This window comes from Thermoanaerobaculia bacterium, from assembly GCA_035260525.1.
Taxonomy (GTDB): Bacteria; Acidobacteriota; Thermoanaerobaculia; order UBA5066; family DATFVB01; genus DATFVB01.
Window position 1 is genome coordinate 1 of record DATFVB010000358.1, and the last position, 14,789, is coordinate 14,789.

The 14,789-nt window shown below is 70.0% G+C and carries 15 protein-coding genes and 1 pseudogene; all 16 read right to left on the reverse strand.

The features are described from left to right. Positions 1–188: 188 nt before the first annotated feature. Positions 189–944, reverse strand: coding sequence for a ParA family protein (locus tag VKH46_17025; GenBank protein ID HKB72537.1), 756 nt, complete (start codon positions 942–944; stop codon positions 189–191). A gap of 147 nt (positions 945–1,091) precedes the next feature. Next, a complete protein-coding gene (locus VKH46_17030; GenBank protein HKB72538.1) occupies positions 1,092–1,571 on the reverse strand; it encodes a bifunctional nuclease family protein in 480 nt (159 codons plus the stop codon). A 55-nt stretch (positions 1,572–1,626) separates the two neighbouring features. Continuing rightward, positions 1,627–2,943: a tRNA (N6-isopentenyl adenosine(37)-C2)-methylthiotransferase MiaB gene (gene miaB / locus VKH46_17035; protein ID HKB72539.1), complete on the reverse strand. Its 1,317-nt coding sequence runs from the start codon at positions 2,941–2,943 to the stop codon at positions 1,627–1,629. Between the two features lie 10 nt (positions 2,944–2,953). Continuing rightward, positions 2,954–3,589: a hypothetical protein gene (locus VKH46_17040; GenBank protein ID HKB72540.1), complete on the reverse strand. Its 636-nt coding sequence runs from the start codon at positions 3,587–3,589 to the stop codon at positions 2,954–2,956. 155 nt (positions 3,590–3,744) lie between these two features. Continuing rightward, positions 3,745–4,080: pseudogene (locus VKH46_17045) on the reverse strand (cupin domain-containing protein). Then, positions 4,077–5,792, reverse strand: coding sequence for a phosphoenolpyruvate--protein phosphotransferase (ptsP, locus tag VKH46_17050; protein ID HKB72541.1), 1,716 nt, complete (start codon positions 5,790–5,792; stop codon positions 4,077–4,079). Before ptsP ends, VKH46_17045 begins: the two are co-directional and overlap by 4 nt. Positions 5,793–5,795: 3 nt before the next feature. Further along, positions 5,796–6,065, reverse strand: a complete 270-nt coding sequence (locus tag VKH46_17055) for an HPr family phosphocarrier protein (protein HKB72542.1) — start codon at positions 6,063–6,065, stop codon at positions 5,796–5,798. Further along, positions 6,062–6,490 carry a PTS fructose transporter subunit IIA gene (locus VKH46_17060; protein HKB72543.1) on the reverse strand — a complete coding sequence of 143 codons (429 nt, stop codon included), beginning with the start codon at positions 6,488–6,490 and terminating at the stop codon, positions 6,062–6,064. The genes VKH46_17055 and VKH46_17060 overlap by 4 nt, the downstream gene beginning before the upstream one ends. A 7-nt stretch (positions 6,491–6,497) precedes the next feature. After that, complete coding sequence (gene rapZ / locus VKH46_17065; protein HKB72544.1) at positions 6,498–7,370, reverse strand: RNase adapter RapZ; 873 nt, start codon at positions 7,368–7,370, stop codon at positions 6,498–6,500. Beyond that, entirely contained in the window at positions 7,367–8,344 is a 978-nt protein-coding gene (gene hprK, locus VKH46_17070) for an HPr(Ser) kinase/phosphatase (GenBank protein ID HKB72545.1), read from the reverse strand. The genes rapZ and hprK overlap by 4 nt, the downstream gene beginning before the upstream one ends. After that, on the reverse strand, positions 8,341–8,817 hold the full coding sequence (locus tag VKH46_17075; protein ID HKB72546.1) for a PTS sugar transporter subunit IIA: 477 nt from the start codon (positions 8,815–8,817) through the stop codon (positions 8,341–8,343). The genes hprK and VKH46_17075 overlap by 4 nt, the downstream gene beginning before the upstream one ends. Beyond that, positions 8,817–9,365 carry a ribosome-associated translation inhibitor RaiA gene (gene raiA, locus VKH46_17080; GenBank protein ID HKB72547.1) on the reverse strand — a complete coding sequence of 183 codons (549 nt, stop codon included), beginning with the start codon at positions 9,363–9,365 and terminating at the stop codon, positions 8,817–8,819. The genes VKH46_17075 and raiA overlap by 1 nt, the downstream gene beginning before the upstream one ends. Before the next feature lie 24 nt (positions 9,366–9,389). Continuing rightward, positions 9,390–10,829 carry an RNA polymerase factor sigma-54 gene (gene rpoN / locus VKH46_17085; protein ID HKB72548.1) on the reverse strand — a complete coding sequence of 480 codons (1,440 nt, stop codon included), beginning with the start codon at positions 10,827–10,829 and terminating at the stop codon, positions 9,390–9,392. Between the two features lie 21 nt (positions 10,830–10,850). Next, entirely contained in the window at positions 10,851–11,600 is a 750-nt protein-coding gene (gene lptB / locus VKH46_17090; GenBank protein ID HKB72549.1) for an LPS export ABC transporter ATP-binding protein, read from the reverse strand. After that, the gene (locus VKH46_17095) at positions 11,590–13,560 is read right to left on the reverse strand and encodes an LptA/OstA family protein (protein ID HKB72550.1); all 1,971 of its coding nucleotides are present in this window, start codon (positions 13,558–13,560) and stop codon (positions 11,590–11,592) included. The genes lptB and VKH46_17095 overlap by 11 nt, the downstream gene beginning before the upstream one ends. Beyond that, on the reverse strand, positions 13,557–14,789 hold a 1,233-nt coding region (locus VKH46_17100), incomplete at its 5' end, for a DHHA1 domain-containing protein (protein ID HKB72551.1). The genes VKH46_17100 and VKH46_17095, both read right to left, overlap by 4 nt.

Below are 14,789 nucleotides of genomic sequence, written 5' to 3' on the forward strand. Positions count from 1 at the left end.
GGATCCCCTTGCTCTCGATCGAGGCCTTCAGGTCCGAGAGGTCCCCCACGTTGTGACGCGGCTGATCGGGGTTCGTCTCGATCTCGGTCACCGGGAGATACTTCCCGAGCGATGCGCCGAAGCGCTCCGCCAGGGCGTCGACGAAATGCGCGTCGTGACGCATCTTCGCCTGCATCGGCAATCCTCGTTTAGACACGGGACAGCACCTCCTCGGACAGCGAGTAGTACTCGAGCGCCCCGGACGACCGCGGCGCGAACGTGAAGATCGTCTCGCGGTGCGCGGGGCTCTCTTCCAGGCGGACGCTCTTCGTGATGACCGTCTTGAAGAGCTTGTCGCCGAACACCCGTCCGATCTGATCCTGCACGTCCTTGGCGATCACCGTCCGCTTGTCGTGGAGGGTGATGACGACGCCCAGCACCCGAAGGTTCGGATTCGGGCGCGCCTTGATCTTCTCCACGGTTTCGAGGAGATCGTCGGTGCCCTCGAGCGAGAAGAAGGAGCTCTGGATCGGAATCAGGATGTGCGTCGAGGCGACGAGGGCGTTGACCGTGATCATCCCGAGCGTCGGCGGGGTGTCGATGACGATCGCGTCGAACCGTTCCTGCGCACCCGAAATCTTGTCCTTCAGGCGGAAGTGTCCGTCGATCTCCCCCACCAGCTTGCTCTCGATCTTCGCGAGCGAGATGCGGGCGGGCGCGACGATGAGGTTCGGATCCTTCGTCGGCTTGACGATGTGCGAGAGCTTCGTCGCCGGGTCGGAGAGCACTTCGAACATCGACTTGTCGATGTCCTTGCGGTCGACGAAGGTGATCGTGCTGTTGGCCTGCGGATCGAGGTCGATGAGGAGGGTCTTCAGCCCCTTCTGGGCGAGCGCGGCCGCGAGGTTGATCGCGGTCGTGGTCTTGCCCACTCCCCCTTTTTGATTGGCGATGGTGATGATCATGTAGAGCCGGACGCGATTATGGACGGGCGATCGGGAGACGTCAAACGGAACGCGAAATTGCGGCTGAATTCCGAGAGGTCCGCTGTGCGGACCCGGGGTTCTCGGGCGCCGGGTTAAGCGGCTCGTCCGCTTCGACCCGGCGCTCTCTCACATCTTGTATTTGCCCAGCTCCTCCGGGTCGATCTCCTCCAGCCACTTCTTGAGCCGGTCGGGATTGCGCGCGTCATCGACCTCGATCTTGCGGCTCTTCTCGAGCACGTCCTCCTCGACGTAGATCCCGGCGCCGAACCGCAGCGCCAGAGCGAGGGCGTCCGAGGGGCGGCTGTCGATCTCGATCGACTCCCCTTCCCGGGTGAGGAAGATGCGGGCGTAGAACGTGTTGTCGCGCAGGTCGTTGATCACGATCTTCTCGATCTTCGCCTTCAGGTCCCCGAGCGTATTGAAGAAGAGGTCGTGCGTCAGCGGACGCGAGGTCGCGACGTTCTCGATCTTGAGCGCGATGGCGTTCGCCTCGAAGACGCCGATCCAGATCGGGAGGAAGAACTTCTCCTCGTCGTCCTTGAGCACGACGACGGGCGTGTTCGAGATGGGGTCGAGCAGCAGCCCCTTGATTTCCATCCTCTTCATGTTTCCCTCCCCCCGGAGTGCTTCCCCTCGGGGGAGCACGGCGGAAATCCCAACCTCAGGCCGGCGTCCCGGCGAGCGAGTTATCGAGCCCCCGGTCGATTCGGACGCGGACGTAATCTCCGGCGCGGACGGGGCGCCCGGGGCGCGGCCGGAAGTGGACGATCCGGTTGCACGACGTCCGTCCCGAGAGCGTTCCCCCGAACTTGCTGTCGCCCTCGACGAGCACGTCGAGCACGCTTCCTTCGAGCCCGCGGTTCGTCCGCGACTGGATGGCGCGCTGCAGGTCGAGGAGCCGCGACAGCCGCTCGCGCGCGACCTCCTGTGGGACCTCCCCCTCCTCCCCCCAGCGCGCGGCCGCGGTTCCGGGCCGCGGTGAATACAGGAACCCGAACATCGTCGCGAATCCGACCTCCTCGACGAGGCGAAGCGTCTCGCGGAAGTCCTCTTCCGTCTCCCCCGGGAAGCCGACGATGAAGTCCGACGAGAAGACGACGTCCGCCGCGCGGGAGCGGACGTCGGCGACGATTTCGCGGTAACGGGCCGCGGTGTACCGCCGCTTCATCCGGGAGAGCACGCGGTCGGAGCCCGACTGCGCCGGAAGATGGAAGTATCTCCCGATCTTCGGCTGCCGCCCGAGGACGTCGCCGAAGCCGGGCGTGACGAACGCGGGGTGCGACGTGATGAACCGAAGCCGGCGCATCCCCTCGATCGCACAGAGGCGCTCGAGCAAGGCGGAGAGGTCCGCCCCCGACTCGGGACACCGGTACGCGTTGACGGTTTGTCCGAGGAGCGTGATCTCGGAAAACCCTTTCGCCGCGAGCTCGCGACATTCGGCCTCGACCTCGGCCGACCGGCGGCTCCGCTCGCGCCCGCGGGTGAACGGAACGACGCAGAAGGTGCAGAACTGATCGCACCCCTCGATCACCGTCACGAAGGCCTGGAACGGGGATTCCCGGGCGATCGAGCGGAACTGATAGACGGGGCTGTCGCGGTCGAGGTCGAGGAACGCGCCGCGCCTTCCCTCGAGCGCCCGTTCGACCGCCTCCGGGACCTTCTCGACGCTGCCCGTGCCGAGCACGAAATCGACGTAGGGAAGCCGGTCGAGGATCCGCAGCCCGGCCCGCTGGGCAACGCAGCCCGTCACTCCGATCACCCGGCCCGGCTTCTCGCGTTTCCAGTCGCTGAAGCGGCCCAGCTCGGAATAGACCTTCCCTTCCGCCTTCTCGCGCACGTCGCACGTGTTGAGCAGCAGGACGTCGGACTCGAACGGGTCCTCGGTGCGGGAGAGCCCCTGCGATTCGAGGAGACCCGCCATGCGCTGGCCGTCCAGCACGTTCATCTGACAGCCCCAGGTCTCGACGTGGAACTTCACCGGAACGACCCTAGCGGATCCAGCCGGGAAAGGCGCCCGCCCGCCGCGCCTCGTCCTCGAGCTGGTCGAGATCTTTCTGGGCGGCTTCGAGATCCGCGCGGGTCTTCACGGTCTGCTCCTTGGCGCGATCCCACGCGGGCTTGATTACGTTGTCACGGTACTGGCCGTCGTCCCAGGCGTAGAAATCGTTCTCTTCCCGTTTCTCTTCCGCCTCGGCGGCGGCGACGGCCTCGCGCGCCTTCTGGACGGCGTCGCGGACGGCGGCCGCCTTCGCCCGCCAGTAGGCCTCGTCGTGGCCCTGCAGGTCGACGATCTTCGGCATCGTGACCGGAGGCGGCGGCGCCGCCGCGGGTGGAGGAGCGGGAGCGGCCTTCCGGGCGCCTTTCTCCTCCGGCGGCTCCCCTTTCTTGACGAGCGCGTTGTCGATCATGAGGCGCGGTTTCTTCTTGTCGGACGGAGGCGCGGGTTTTGCGGCGGCGCCTCCTTTTTCGGCCGGACCGATCGGGTGGCCCTTGAATCCGCCGCCGAGCCGGTGCCTGGCCGGCGGCTCGTCGGCGGATTTCGCCGGAGGGCGAGGCGGGTCCGCCGGGCGGAGCGTCGCCGCCGCGAGCAGGACGGCAACCGTCGCGAGCAGTGCCTTCTTCATCGCGCCGCCCTCCTCTTCGGGGCCGGCGACTTCGGGCGGCGTGCGCCCGCCGCCGGCGTCTCCCCGCGGGCGGCGTCTCCGGCCGGCGCTTCCGCGCGGTTGATGTTCCCGGCCGGCGCTTCCGCGCGGCCGATGTTCCCGGCCGGCGCTTCCGCGCGGCCGTAGACATCCTCCAGTCGGACGACGTCGTCGAGCTCCGGCGACGAGGCCTCGGCTACCTGGCAGTCGGTTGCCGCGATCATGCGGTGGCGGACGCCCGCCGGGATGTGGCAGGCCTCGCCCGGCGCGAGCCGGCGGGTCGTCAGCGCTCCGTTCTCCTCGATCGCGAGCTCGAGCTCCCCCGCGATCACGTAGATCGTCTCGTCCTTGCGCCGGTGATACTGGAGGGAGAGGCGCTCGCCGCGGCGGATGAAAAGGACCTTCCCCGCGTATCGGTCGGTGTGGGCCCAGATGATCTCGTGCCCCCAGGGCTTCTCGACGCGGCGGATCATCGGCGGATCTTCCCGGACGCCCACCCCTCGCCCAGGGAATGGACCTGGTCCGCGCTCACGCAGGCGAGCGCGTCCGCCGCGAGCTTTGAGAGCTCCGCCGAGGAGAACCGCGCGAGCGTCTCGTCGACCTTCGGGATCAGCACCGGGCTCATCGACAGCTCTCTCACTCCCATCCCCGCCAGCAGGCATGCGCCGAGCGGGTCTCCCGCGAGCTCGCCGCACACGGCGACCATTCGGCCCGCGCCGCGGGCCGCGTCGATCGCCCATTTTATCATCCGGAGCACCGCGGGGGCGGCCGGCCGGTAATAGGCGGAAACGCTCGGGTCGCTCCGCTCCGCCGCGAGCACGTACTGCGCCAGATCGTTCGTGCCGATCGAGAAGAAGTCGGATTCGCGCGCGAGCTCGGCCGCGAGGACGACCGCCGAAGGCACCTCGATCATCACGCCGAGCTCGGGCGGCGCGAGGCCTTCCGCGGCGGCCACCTCCCGCAGATGCGCGCGAGCGAGCGCCACCTCTTCCGGCGACGAGACCATCGGAAGCAGGATCCGGATCTTTCCCGCGCGGGAGGCGCGAACGAGAGCGCGGAGCTGGTCGCGGAAGAGCTCCGGATGCGCGAGGCTGTGCCGCACGCCCCGAAGGCCCATCGCCGACGCGTCGTGGTCGCGCGGCCCCCACCCCTTCTCGCCGCCGAGGTCGTACGTCCGGACGACGACCGGATGCGGGCGGCATTCCTCGGCGAGCGAGGCGTAGACCCGCTCCTGCACCTCCGCGGAGGGCGGACCGTCGGCGGCGGCGAGGAACAGGAACTCGGAGCGGAAGAGCCCGATCCCCTCCGCCCCGTACCGGGCGAGAGCCTGCGCCTCCCCCGGCAGCTCGAGGTTCGCGCGGAGCGCGATCGGCACGCCGTCGGCCGTCGTTCCCCGGCGCCGGAACCGCTCGCGACGCCGCGCGGCCTCCTCTTCCCGCCGGAGGGTCGCGCGTTCGAGCGCCCGCCGAAGCTGGGGCTTCGACGGGGACGGCTCGACGATCCCGCGGTCCCCGTCGACGATCATCGGCCGGCGGCCCATCGCGCTCTCGAGGAGGCCCGCCACCCCGACCACGGCCGGGACCCCGAAGGAGCGCGCGATGATCGCGGTGTGCGAGTGGACCCCGCCGCGCTCGAGCGCGATGCCGGCGAACTGCGCGGGATCGAGGCGCGCCGCCTGGGCCGGCGAAAGGTCGTCGGCGACGAGGATCGAGCCCGGGTCGACCGACGAGCTCCCGAACCCCTCCCGCGGCGCCGAGAGCTCCGTCGCGATCGCGCGCGCGACCTGCAGGATGTCCTCTCCCCTCGCGGACAGGACCGGGTCGACCGCCCCCGCCAGCCGCTCCCGGAGCTCTTCGGCGGTGGTGCGCAGGGCCCACTCGGCGTTGATCTGCTCGCGCCGGATCCGTTTCTCGACGGGACGGATGAAGGCGGGATCGATCGCCATGAGCGCGTGCGCCGAGAGGATCGAGGAGAGCTCCCCGCCCATCTCCGGCGGGCGCGTCCCCGACAGGGACGCGAGCTTGTGGGACGCGGCGTGCGCGGCGGCGCGCAGCCGGGCGCATTCCTGGTCGAGCCGGTCGGGGGAAACGGGGAGCCGGGCGACCCACCCGTCGCGCGTGCGGAGCACGACCGCGCGCCCGACCGCGATTCCCCCCGACACGCTGACGCCGCGAAGAGCGGGCACGGTCTATTCGTCCTCGTCGAAGCGGCGCGCGATCAGGTCCTCGACCGCGCGGGACGCCTCGACTTCGTCGTCTCCCTCGACCGTGAGCTGGATCGTGGTGCCGTTGGACGCGGCGAGCAGGAGGATCCCGAGAATCGACTTGCCGTCGACCTCCTCCTCGTCCTTCCGGATGCGGACCGAGGACCGGAACCGGCTGGAGGTGTGGACGAGCTTCGCGGCCGCCCGCGCATGCAGGCCGAGCCGGTTGCGGATCTCCATCGACTTCGTGATCACGACGAAAGCCCGGGGGTCGCCCGCGTCGCCTCGGAGAGGAGGTCGGAGGCGACCTCGATCGACTTGCGCCCCCGCTCGCGAACCGCGTGGGCGAGCGCCGCGAGCGGCTCTTCTCGGCGGGTGGCGAGGCTCCGAAGGAGCATCGGAAGGTTCGCTCCGGTGACGATCTCGACCCGCCCTTCCTTCAGGAACGGGATCGCGAGGTTCGACGGCGTGCCGCCGAACATGTCGGTGAGGATCAGGACGCCGGCGCCGCGGTCGACGCCGCCGATCGCCTGCTCGATCCGGCCGCGCGCGTCTTCCCCCGGCTCGCTCCAGTCCAACCCGACGGCCGCGAGCGCCTCGGTCTCGCCCGCGATCTCCCCGGCGGCGCGGACCAGTTCGGAGGCGAGGCCGCCGTGCGTGACCACGAGAATACCGATCATCCCGTCTTCAGCCCCTCTCCGCATCCCGGTGCCGGACGCGAATGCCGTAGTTCTTTCCTCGCAGGGCGCCCGCGAGCCGCTCGGCGACGTAGACCGATCGATGGCGGCCGCCGGTGCAGCCCACGCCGATCGAGAGATAGCTCTTGCTCTCCTTCTCGTATCGGGGCAGCAGGTATTCGATGAATTCTACCAGACGCGAGAGGAACGGCTCCGTCTCCGGGTCCTTCTCGATGTAGGCGGCCACCGCGGGGTCCTCGCCCGTCTTCGGCTTGAGCTCCGGGACGAAATGCGGGTTGGCGAGGAAGCGCACGTCGAAGAGAAGGTCGACGTCGTACGGAGCGCCGAACTTGAATCCGAAGGAGGTGAGCGAGACCACGAGCCCGCCCCCCTCTTCCCCCGACCGGAAAGTACGGGAGATCAGCGCGCGCAGCTCGTGCACGGTGAGCGAGGAAGTGTCCACGAGCAGGTCGGCGAGGGACCGCACGTCCGAGAGCGTCTCGCGCTCGCGCCGGAGCGCCTCGAGGAGCGACTTCCCCTCGGCCATCGGGTGAGGGCGCCGGGTCTCGGAGAACCGCCGGATCAGGGCGTCTTCCGACGCGTCGAGGAACACGAGTTTCGCCGAGGGGACGCGCTCCTTGATGCGCCGGAGAGTCTCCGGGAACCGCGAGGCGAAGTCGGGGTTCCGGACGTCGAGGACGACGCAGATCTTGCGGCGCGGGACGCGCTCGTCGAGCGCCTCGTCGAGGAGAGGGTCGACGAGCGAGAGCGGCAGGTTGTCGACGCAGAAGTACCCGAGGTCCTCGAAGCAGCGCTCGACGTAGCTCTTGCCGGACCCGGAGAGTCCGGTGACGATCACGAGACTCTCGGGACCGCTGCTCAATGCCGGGCGCGCTTCTTCGGCGCGCGCGCGTTGCGCGCGATCTCGGCGTCGACGCGCTCCGTGAACTCGCGCGCGGCGTCGTATCCCTGGGACTTCAGGAGCTCGTTGCGCGCGGCGATCTCGATGAGAATGGCGAGGTTGCGGCCGGAAGCGACCGGCAGCCGCATCAGGGGGCGCTTCTCGCCGAGGATCTCGTACGTCTCCTGCGAGAGGCCGAGGCGGTCGTACTGCTCCCCCGGCTTCCAGCGCTCGAGCGCGATCACGAGATCCACGTCCTGCGACGCGCGCACCGCCGAGACGCCGAAGAGGTGCTTGATGTTGATGATGCCGATTCCGCGGAGCTCCATGTGGTACCGGATCAGGTTCGATGCGCGGGCGACGAGCCGTCCGGAGGGCAGCCGCGAGATCTGCACCGCGTCGTCGGCGACGAGACGGTGGCCGCGCGTGATCAGGTCGAGCGCGCATTCGCTCTTGCCGATCCCGGACTCGCCCGTGAGCAGGACGCCCATCCCGTGCACGTCGACGAGGACCCCGTGGACGGTCTGCTGCGGCGCGAGCGAGTCCTCGAGCATCCCCGTGATCCGCTGGATTACGAGCGAGGTCGTCGCCGGCGACAGGAAGAGCGGCACGCTGCGGCGGCGGCACTCGCGAAGCAGCTCCGGCGGCGGCGCGAGGCCCTTCGTCACGACGAACCCGGCGACCGGAAGCGTGGCGATCGCGGCGAACCGCTGGCGGCGCTGGAGCGGCGAGAGCGTCTGGATGTAGTCGAGCTCGCTCTCTCCGAGGATCTGAATGCGCCCCGGCTTGATGTACGGGAGGAACCCGGCGATCGCGAGGCCCGGCCTCTGGATGCGCCAGCCGGTCAGCGGCCGGCCGAGGCCCGGCTCCCCGGCGACGAGAGACAGCGCGAGGACCGAGAGGGAGGGGGCGCGCAGCGCATCCGTCGTGAGGGTCTTCCCCTCCGATTCCCTCATGCGGAAGCGATCCGGGAGTCGGCCTCCCGGAGCACGCGCGACACCTCCTCGGGGGCGCCGGCCGACAGGATCGCTTCCGTGACGCCGGGCGTCTTCACGAGCCGGGAGATGCGGGCGAGCGCCTGGAGGTGGCCGGCCGGCCAATCCGCCGGCGAGAGCACCAGGAGGACGAGACGCACCGGACGCCCGTCGAGCGCATGGAAATCGACGCCGCCCGGGACGACGCCGATCGAGAGCAGCACGCCTTCGAGGCCCGCGAGCTTGCAGTGCGGGATGGCCAGGCCGTTGCCGAGACCGGTGCAGCCGAGCTTCTCCCGCTCCAGCAGCCGCGCGGTCAGGTCCGCGGCGTCCTTGACGTCCCCGGACGCCTCGAGCCGGCGAGCCATCTCGGAGAGCGTCTCCGACATCGAGCCTCCGGGCAGATCGAGGTAGACGCGGCGAGCATCGAAGAGGAGCGGGGCGGTGGCGTCCACTACCACTCCGGCGCGATCAGCCCGAAGTTGCCGTCCCGGCGCTTGTAGAGGACCGACACCCGCTCGGAGGACGCGTCGTGGAACACGATGAACTCGTGGAGGGAGTCCTCGAGCTCGAGCGCGGCCTCCTCGGCCGACATGGGCTTGATCGGGATCCGAGTCGTCTTGACGATCCGGGGCTCGGCCGAGGGCGTGAAGCCTCCCGGTGCAATCACGTCGACGGACCATTCCGTCGCGGCGGTGCGCGCCGAGGGTTTCCCCTTGTGCTCCTTGCGGCGGGCGCGCTCCCGGGTCGCCTGCGTCTCGAGCTTGTCGAAGACCGCCGCGACGGCGCCGGCGAGATCGGTGCTCTCGGCCTTCGCCTGCCAGTTCCGCCGCCGGGAGGTGACGATGACGTCGGCCTTCACGCGATGCTTCTCGCCGGTCAGAATCAGGCGTCCCTCGACGATCTTCCCGGTGTGCCGCTCGAGCCTCGCCGCGCGCTCCTGCACCCGCGTCTTCTCCCGGGCGGGGATGTCGATGTGCCGGCCCGTGATCTCAATCGGCATGGGTCCCCCTTTTCGGTTCCGAGGTCAGAACAGGGCCTTGCGCTGACTCGACGAGGCGAGCCTCAGCTCCTCGCGGTATTTGGCGACGGTGCGCCGCGCGATCTGGATCCCTTCGCTCCGAAGCCGCTGCATGAGTTTCGCGTCGGAGAGCGGCTTCTTCGGGTCTTCCTCGGCGATCATCTTGGAGATCTTATTCTTGATCGAGAGGGAAGACACGTCCTCCCCTTCCGACGAGTCGATTCCCGTGTGGAAGAAGTACTTCATCGGGAGGATCCCCCGGGGCGTCTGCATGTACTTGTTCGACACGACCCGGGAGACCGTCGATTCGTGCATGCCGATGTCGTTGGCCACGTCGCGCAGGACGAGCGGCCGCAGGAACTCGATCCCCTTGTCGAGGAACTCCCTCTGGTGGGAAACGATCGACTCGGCGACCTTGTAGATCGTGCGCTGCCGCTGGTCGAGGGACTTGATGAGCCACACCGCCGATCGCATCCGCTCCTTGAGGTATTCCTTCGCGTCCGCGCCGAGGCTGCCGTTCTCGTTGTGGAGCATGCGGCGGTACGAGTTCGAGATCCGCAGCCGCGGCAGCCCGTCCTCGTCGAGGATCACGATGTATTCGCCGTCGACCTTCCGCACGACCACGTCGGGCTGGACGTAGACGGTGCGGTCGCTCGCGTAACGGCGTCCCGGTTTCGTCTCGAGGTTCCTGACGATCGTCAGCACCGTCTGGAGCTCCGCCATCGGCACGCTCAGCTCCTTGGCGAGCGCGGCGAACTGCCGGTTGAGGAAGAGCCTCCAATGCGTCGTGAGCGCCTTGTCGAGGATCTCGTTCTCGATCCCGAGCGCCTCCACCTGGCGGCGGAGACAGTCGGGGAGATCGTAGGCGCAGATGCCGGGCGGGTCGAACCCGCGCACGATCTCGAGCGCGGCGTCGACGTCCTCGCGGCTCCACGGCCCGGCGCGCTCGATCTCCTCCCGGCTCACCTGCAGGTAGCCGTCCTCGTCGATGTTTCCGATCAGGAACTTTCCGACGTCGCGCACCGGCCCCTTGGCCGCGCTCATGCCGAGCTGCCAGTTCAGGTATTCGGAGAGGTCGGGCTGCTCGGCGAGCGTGTTCTCGAGCGGGATCTCCTCCCGCTCTTCGAACTGGCGCGGGTTGTAGCCGGAATCCATGTAGTCCTGGAAGTACGACTCGTAGTCGATCTCCTCGAAGGAATCCTTCTGGGCCTCGGGGGTCTCGGCGGGCGCGGGAGCCTCGGTCTCCGTCGAGGCGGCGGCCGGGGCCGGCGCGTTCTCATCCTCCTCGGCGGCGTCCTCGAGGACGGGATTCTCGATGACTTCCTGATTGACGGCTTCCGAGAGCTCGAGCCGGGTCATCTGCAGCATCTTGATCGCCTGCTGCAGCGACGGCGTCATGACGAGCCGCTGGGAAAGTTTGAGATTGAGCTTCTGTTCGAGCGCCATCAGGTTGCGGTTTTCGAGCTCCTAGGCGAGCGTGAATTCCTCGCCCAAATAGATTTCCTTCACGAGCGCGTCACTCGACAAAGCAAGAGGCGTGCCCGCACGTAAAATTCTGCCGTTGTTGATGATATAGGCGCGATCGACGATTTTCAAGGTTTCGCGGACGTTGTGATCCGTCACGAGGATCCCGATGCCCGCCCGGGCGAGCTTCCGGATGATGCGCTGGATGTCGAGCACCGCGATCGGGTCGATTCCCGCGAACGGTTCGTCGAGCAGGACGAACGACGGAGAGAGGACGAGCGAGCGGGCGATCTCGAGCCGCCGCCTCTCGCCGCCCGACAGCGAATACGCGCGCGAGCGGCGAACCTTCTCGAGCCCGAATTCCGCGATCAGCGCGTCGCACCGTTCGAGCCGCTGCGCATGGGTGAGGTCGAGCGTCTCGAGGATCGCGAGGAGATTCTCCTCGGCCGTCATCTTGCGAAAGACGGACGGTTCCTGGGGAAGGTAGGAGACGCCCTGGCGGGCGCGCCGGTACATCGGCTCCGAGGTGATGTCGCGGCCGGAGAGCCAGACGCGGCCCGAATCGGGAGAGGCGAGGCCGACGACGAGATAGAAGGTGGTCGTCTTGCCGGCGCCGTTGGGACCGAGGAGCCCGACGATCTCTCCGCCGTCGACCGAAACCGAGACGCCGTCGACGACGCGCCGCCCGGAGTACGTCTTGACGAGATCCTGCGCGCGGAGCGAAGCGCCGCCTTCCTCCGCTTCAGCGTCCATGCGTCTGGTAGACGGACTCGACTCTGCCACCCTCCTTCGCCTTCACTTCGACGCTACCGGACTCCTTTCGGAATGTCAAAACCGCCCCCTGCACGCGGCTGCCCTGCGCGTCCTGCGCGACGGCGGGATCGCCCGCGAGATTCGTCACGCCCGCCTTCGGGTCGTCGACCGCGCGGGATCCGGTGCCGCGCCTTCCGGTCGCGCGATCCTCGAACGTCACGTCCCCCTCGAGCACCGTGCGCTCGATCCGGCCCGCCGCGTCCACGCGGCATTGCCCGCGATCGCCCCGCGCCGTCTGCGTGCCGCGCGCCGCGCGGACGTCTCCCTCGAACTCCGCGATCCGCGAGGCGTCGGTCCATCGCATCGTCTTCGCCGACACCGTGACGCGGCCGTCCTCCTTCGCGCCGGCCGCCGCCGAGCGGCCGGTCGCGCGCACGGTCCCCTGCGCACGCGCGGTCCGATCCGCGTCGTGGAGCTCGATCCGGTCCGCGAGCACGGCATCGTCGTCCTGCCAGAGGGCGGCGCCCCCGGAAAGCTCGGCCGTTCGCGCGCGGTCGTCGAGCACGATGCGATCGGCCCTCGCGCGCGTGGGCTTCCCGGAAGAGGAGACGAAGGCCGGGGTTGCTCCGTTCGCCGCTCCCGGCACGAGGATCGCCCGGGCGTCCCCGGTCGCGGTGACGACGCGGCGCCGCTCGTCGAGGTCGATACGCGTTCCGACGATCCGGCCGCGCGCCGCGACGAGCTCCGCGTCGTGCCCCGCCGCGCCGAAGAGCGACGTCACTCCGGTGGCGGCCGAGTAGGACGCCGAGGGACTCTTCGACGACCCCTGCACGGTGGTTCCGACGACGTTGCCGTCGACGCGCGCCGAAGCGAGCGCGCCGTCGCCGGCAAAGAGCGCGCGGGCCGTGTCGCCGACGACCGACTCCGTGAACGGCGATCCGGAGGGTCCCGCGACCGTCCGCTCGAGACGCGCCCGCCCACGCGCGTCCGCGGAGACGACTCGTCCGCCGCGGAATCCGAGCGAGATCGCCGGGGCCGCGAGGCGGCGTTCCGGCTGCCCGGCGTTCGCCGGAGCGGTGACGGTCGAGGGGCTGCCGGCCAGGTCGATGCCGGCGACCTTTCCCTCCGCGAATCGCGAGACGGCTTTCGACGCGGTCCACGCTCCCCGGGAGTCCGCCGACGCGAACGTGCCCGACGCGTTTCCCGACGCCGTCGCTGATTCGACGCGGCTGTCGGGGGTCAGCTTCACGGCGAGCGCGTCGCACGCGATCGTGTCCCCGGGCCGCGCGGCGCGGACCGAACCGGAGAACGTCAGCACGGAATCGTCCGCCCGGTACTGCGCGGAGTCCGCCGCGAGCGAGTCGAACGGCGCACCGGGCGCGCCCGCGGCCGTGACCGGCCCGGCGAGCGTGAGCACCCGGGAGGTCGTCGAGTACGCTCCCGAGGCGGCGTGGCCCGTGATCGCGCCCCGCGACAACTCGATCGCGCCGGGAATCGTGAGCAGGTCCCGCGCCGGGTCGAACTCGACGAGCGCCGCCCGCACCTCGGTGCCGCGGGCGTCGTGCGCCGTCACGCTCCCCTTCAGATGCAGCGCACGGGTGCGGGGGTCGTAGTCGGCGGCGTCGGAGCGGACCGTCAGCGGCTCCCCCCTGGCCGAGGAGAGCGTGAGCACGACGCGCTCGAGACGGTACCAGTCCGAAGGAAGCCCGGCGCCGGCCGCGAACCCCACGGTCCGATCGGCGTGAACGGAAAAACGCGTGCGGCCCGCGGTGCTCTCCGAGTAGTCGAATCCGGAAAGGAGCGTCGTCGGCTGCCCGACGCCGGCGGGTCCTTCGGTCGACGCCGCCGGCGGAGGCGCTTCGCGCGGCGGCCGCGGCACCCTTCGGAACGTGGCGGCCAAAGCGATCGCCAGCGCGGCGGCGGCGGCCAGCAGTATCCGCTGGAGCGGGGTGGTCTTCACGTCCGGGCCGGGCGAAGATCCACGATCTCGAGCTCGATCCCTCCCGCCCACGCGTCGCGCCGGACGTGGAACGCGGCGTCGAGGAGGCCGTCGGGCGGAGCCGGGGCGCCCCCCGCGAGCCCCCACGCGATCGCGCGCCGCGACGCGCCGCCTCCCGCGAGCACCGCCCGGAGCCCCCGCTCCCCGACGGCGCGCCGGTCGCGCGCCTCCACGCCGCGCGCGAGGAAGAGGGGCCGCGGGTTCCCTTCGCCGTGCGGCTCGAGCTTCTCGAGCCCGGCGAGCAGCCGCTCGTCCGTGTCGGAGACCGCGATCTCCGCGTCGATCCACAGGGCCGGCCGGCGGTCGACCGCGGCGAGGCGCTCGCGGAAGAGGGTGCGGGCCCGCTCGCGGAAAGCGTCGAACCGCGCCGCCGCGACCGTCCCGCCGCACGCCTGCGCATGCCCGCCGAACTCGAGAAAGTGCTCGCGGATTTCCGAGAGGATCCCGTGGAGCGAGACGCCCGGGATGCTCCTCCCCGACCCGACCGCGCGGTCGCCGTCGAGAGCGAAGAGGAAGACCGGGCACCGGAACTCCCGGGCGAGGCGCGAGGCGGCGATCCCGAGGACGCCGCGGGGCCATTCGGAATCGGCCTGGATGACGATGCCTTCCCGGGCGGGATCTCCGCCGTCGAGCGAGCGCTGCCGCGCTTGCGCGACGACCCGCCGCTCGTGCCCCTGCCGCTCGGCGTTGCGTTCCGACAGGGCTCGCGCGATCTCCCCGGCGCGCGCGGGATCGCGCTCCTCGAAGACCGACAGCGCGAGGTCCGCCGTGTCGAGACGGCCGGCCGCGTTCAACCTCGGGCCCACGCGGAAGGCGACCTCCTCCGCCGTCGGCGCACGCCCGGCGATTCCCGCCTCCGCCAGCAGGGCCTTGAGCCCCGGCGCCCGCGGATCGGCGAGCGCGGCGAGCCCCTCCGCGACGATCGCGCGATTTTCCGACACGAGCGGCACGATGTCCGAGATCGTTCCGAGCGCGGCAACCTTCGCGAGCGACCGCTCCGAGAGCGTCAACTTCTCGCGCCGGATGATCGCCTGGGCGATCTTGAACGCGACGCCGGCGCCGCAAAGCTCCTTGAAGGGATAGTCGCACCCCGGCTGCTTCGGGTTGACCACGGCCGCGCCCGCCGGGAGGATCTCGGGCGGGAGATGGTGGTCGGTGATGACGACCGCCACGCCCGCCGCCGCCGCTTC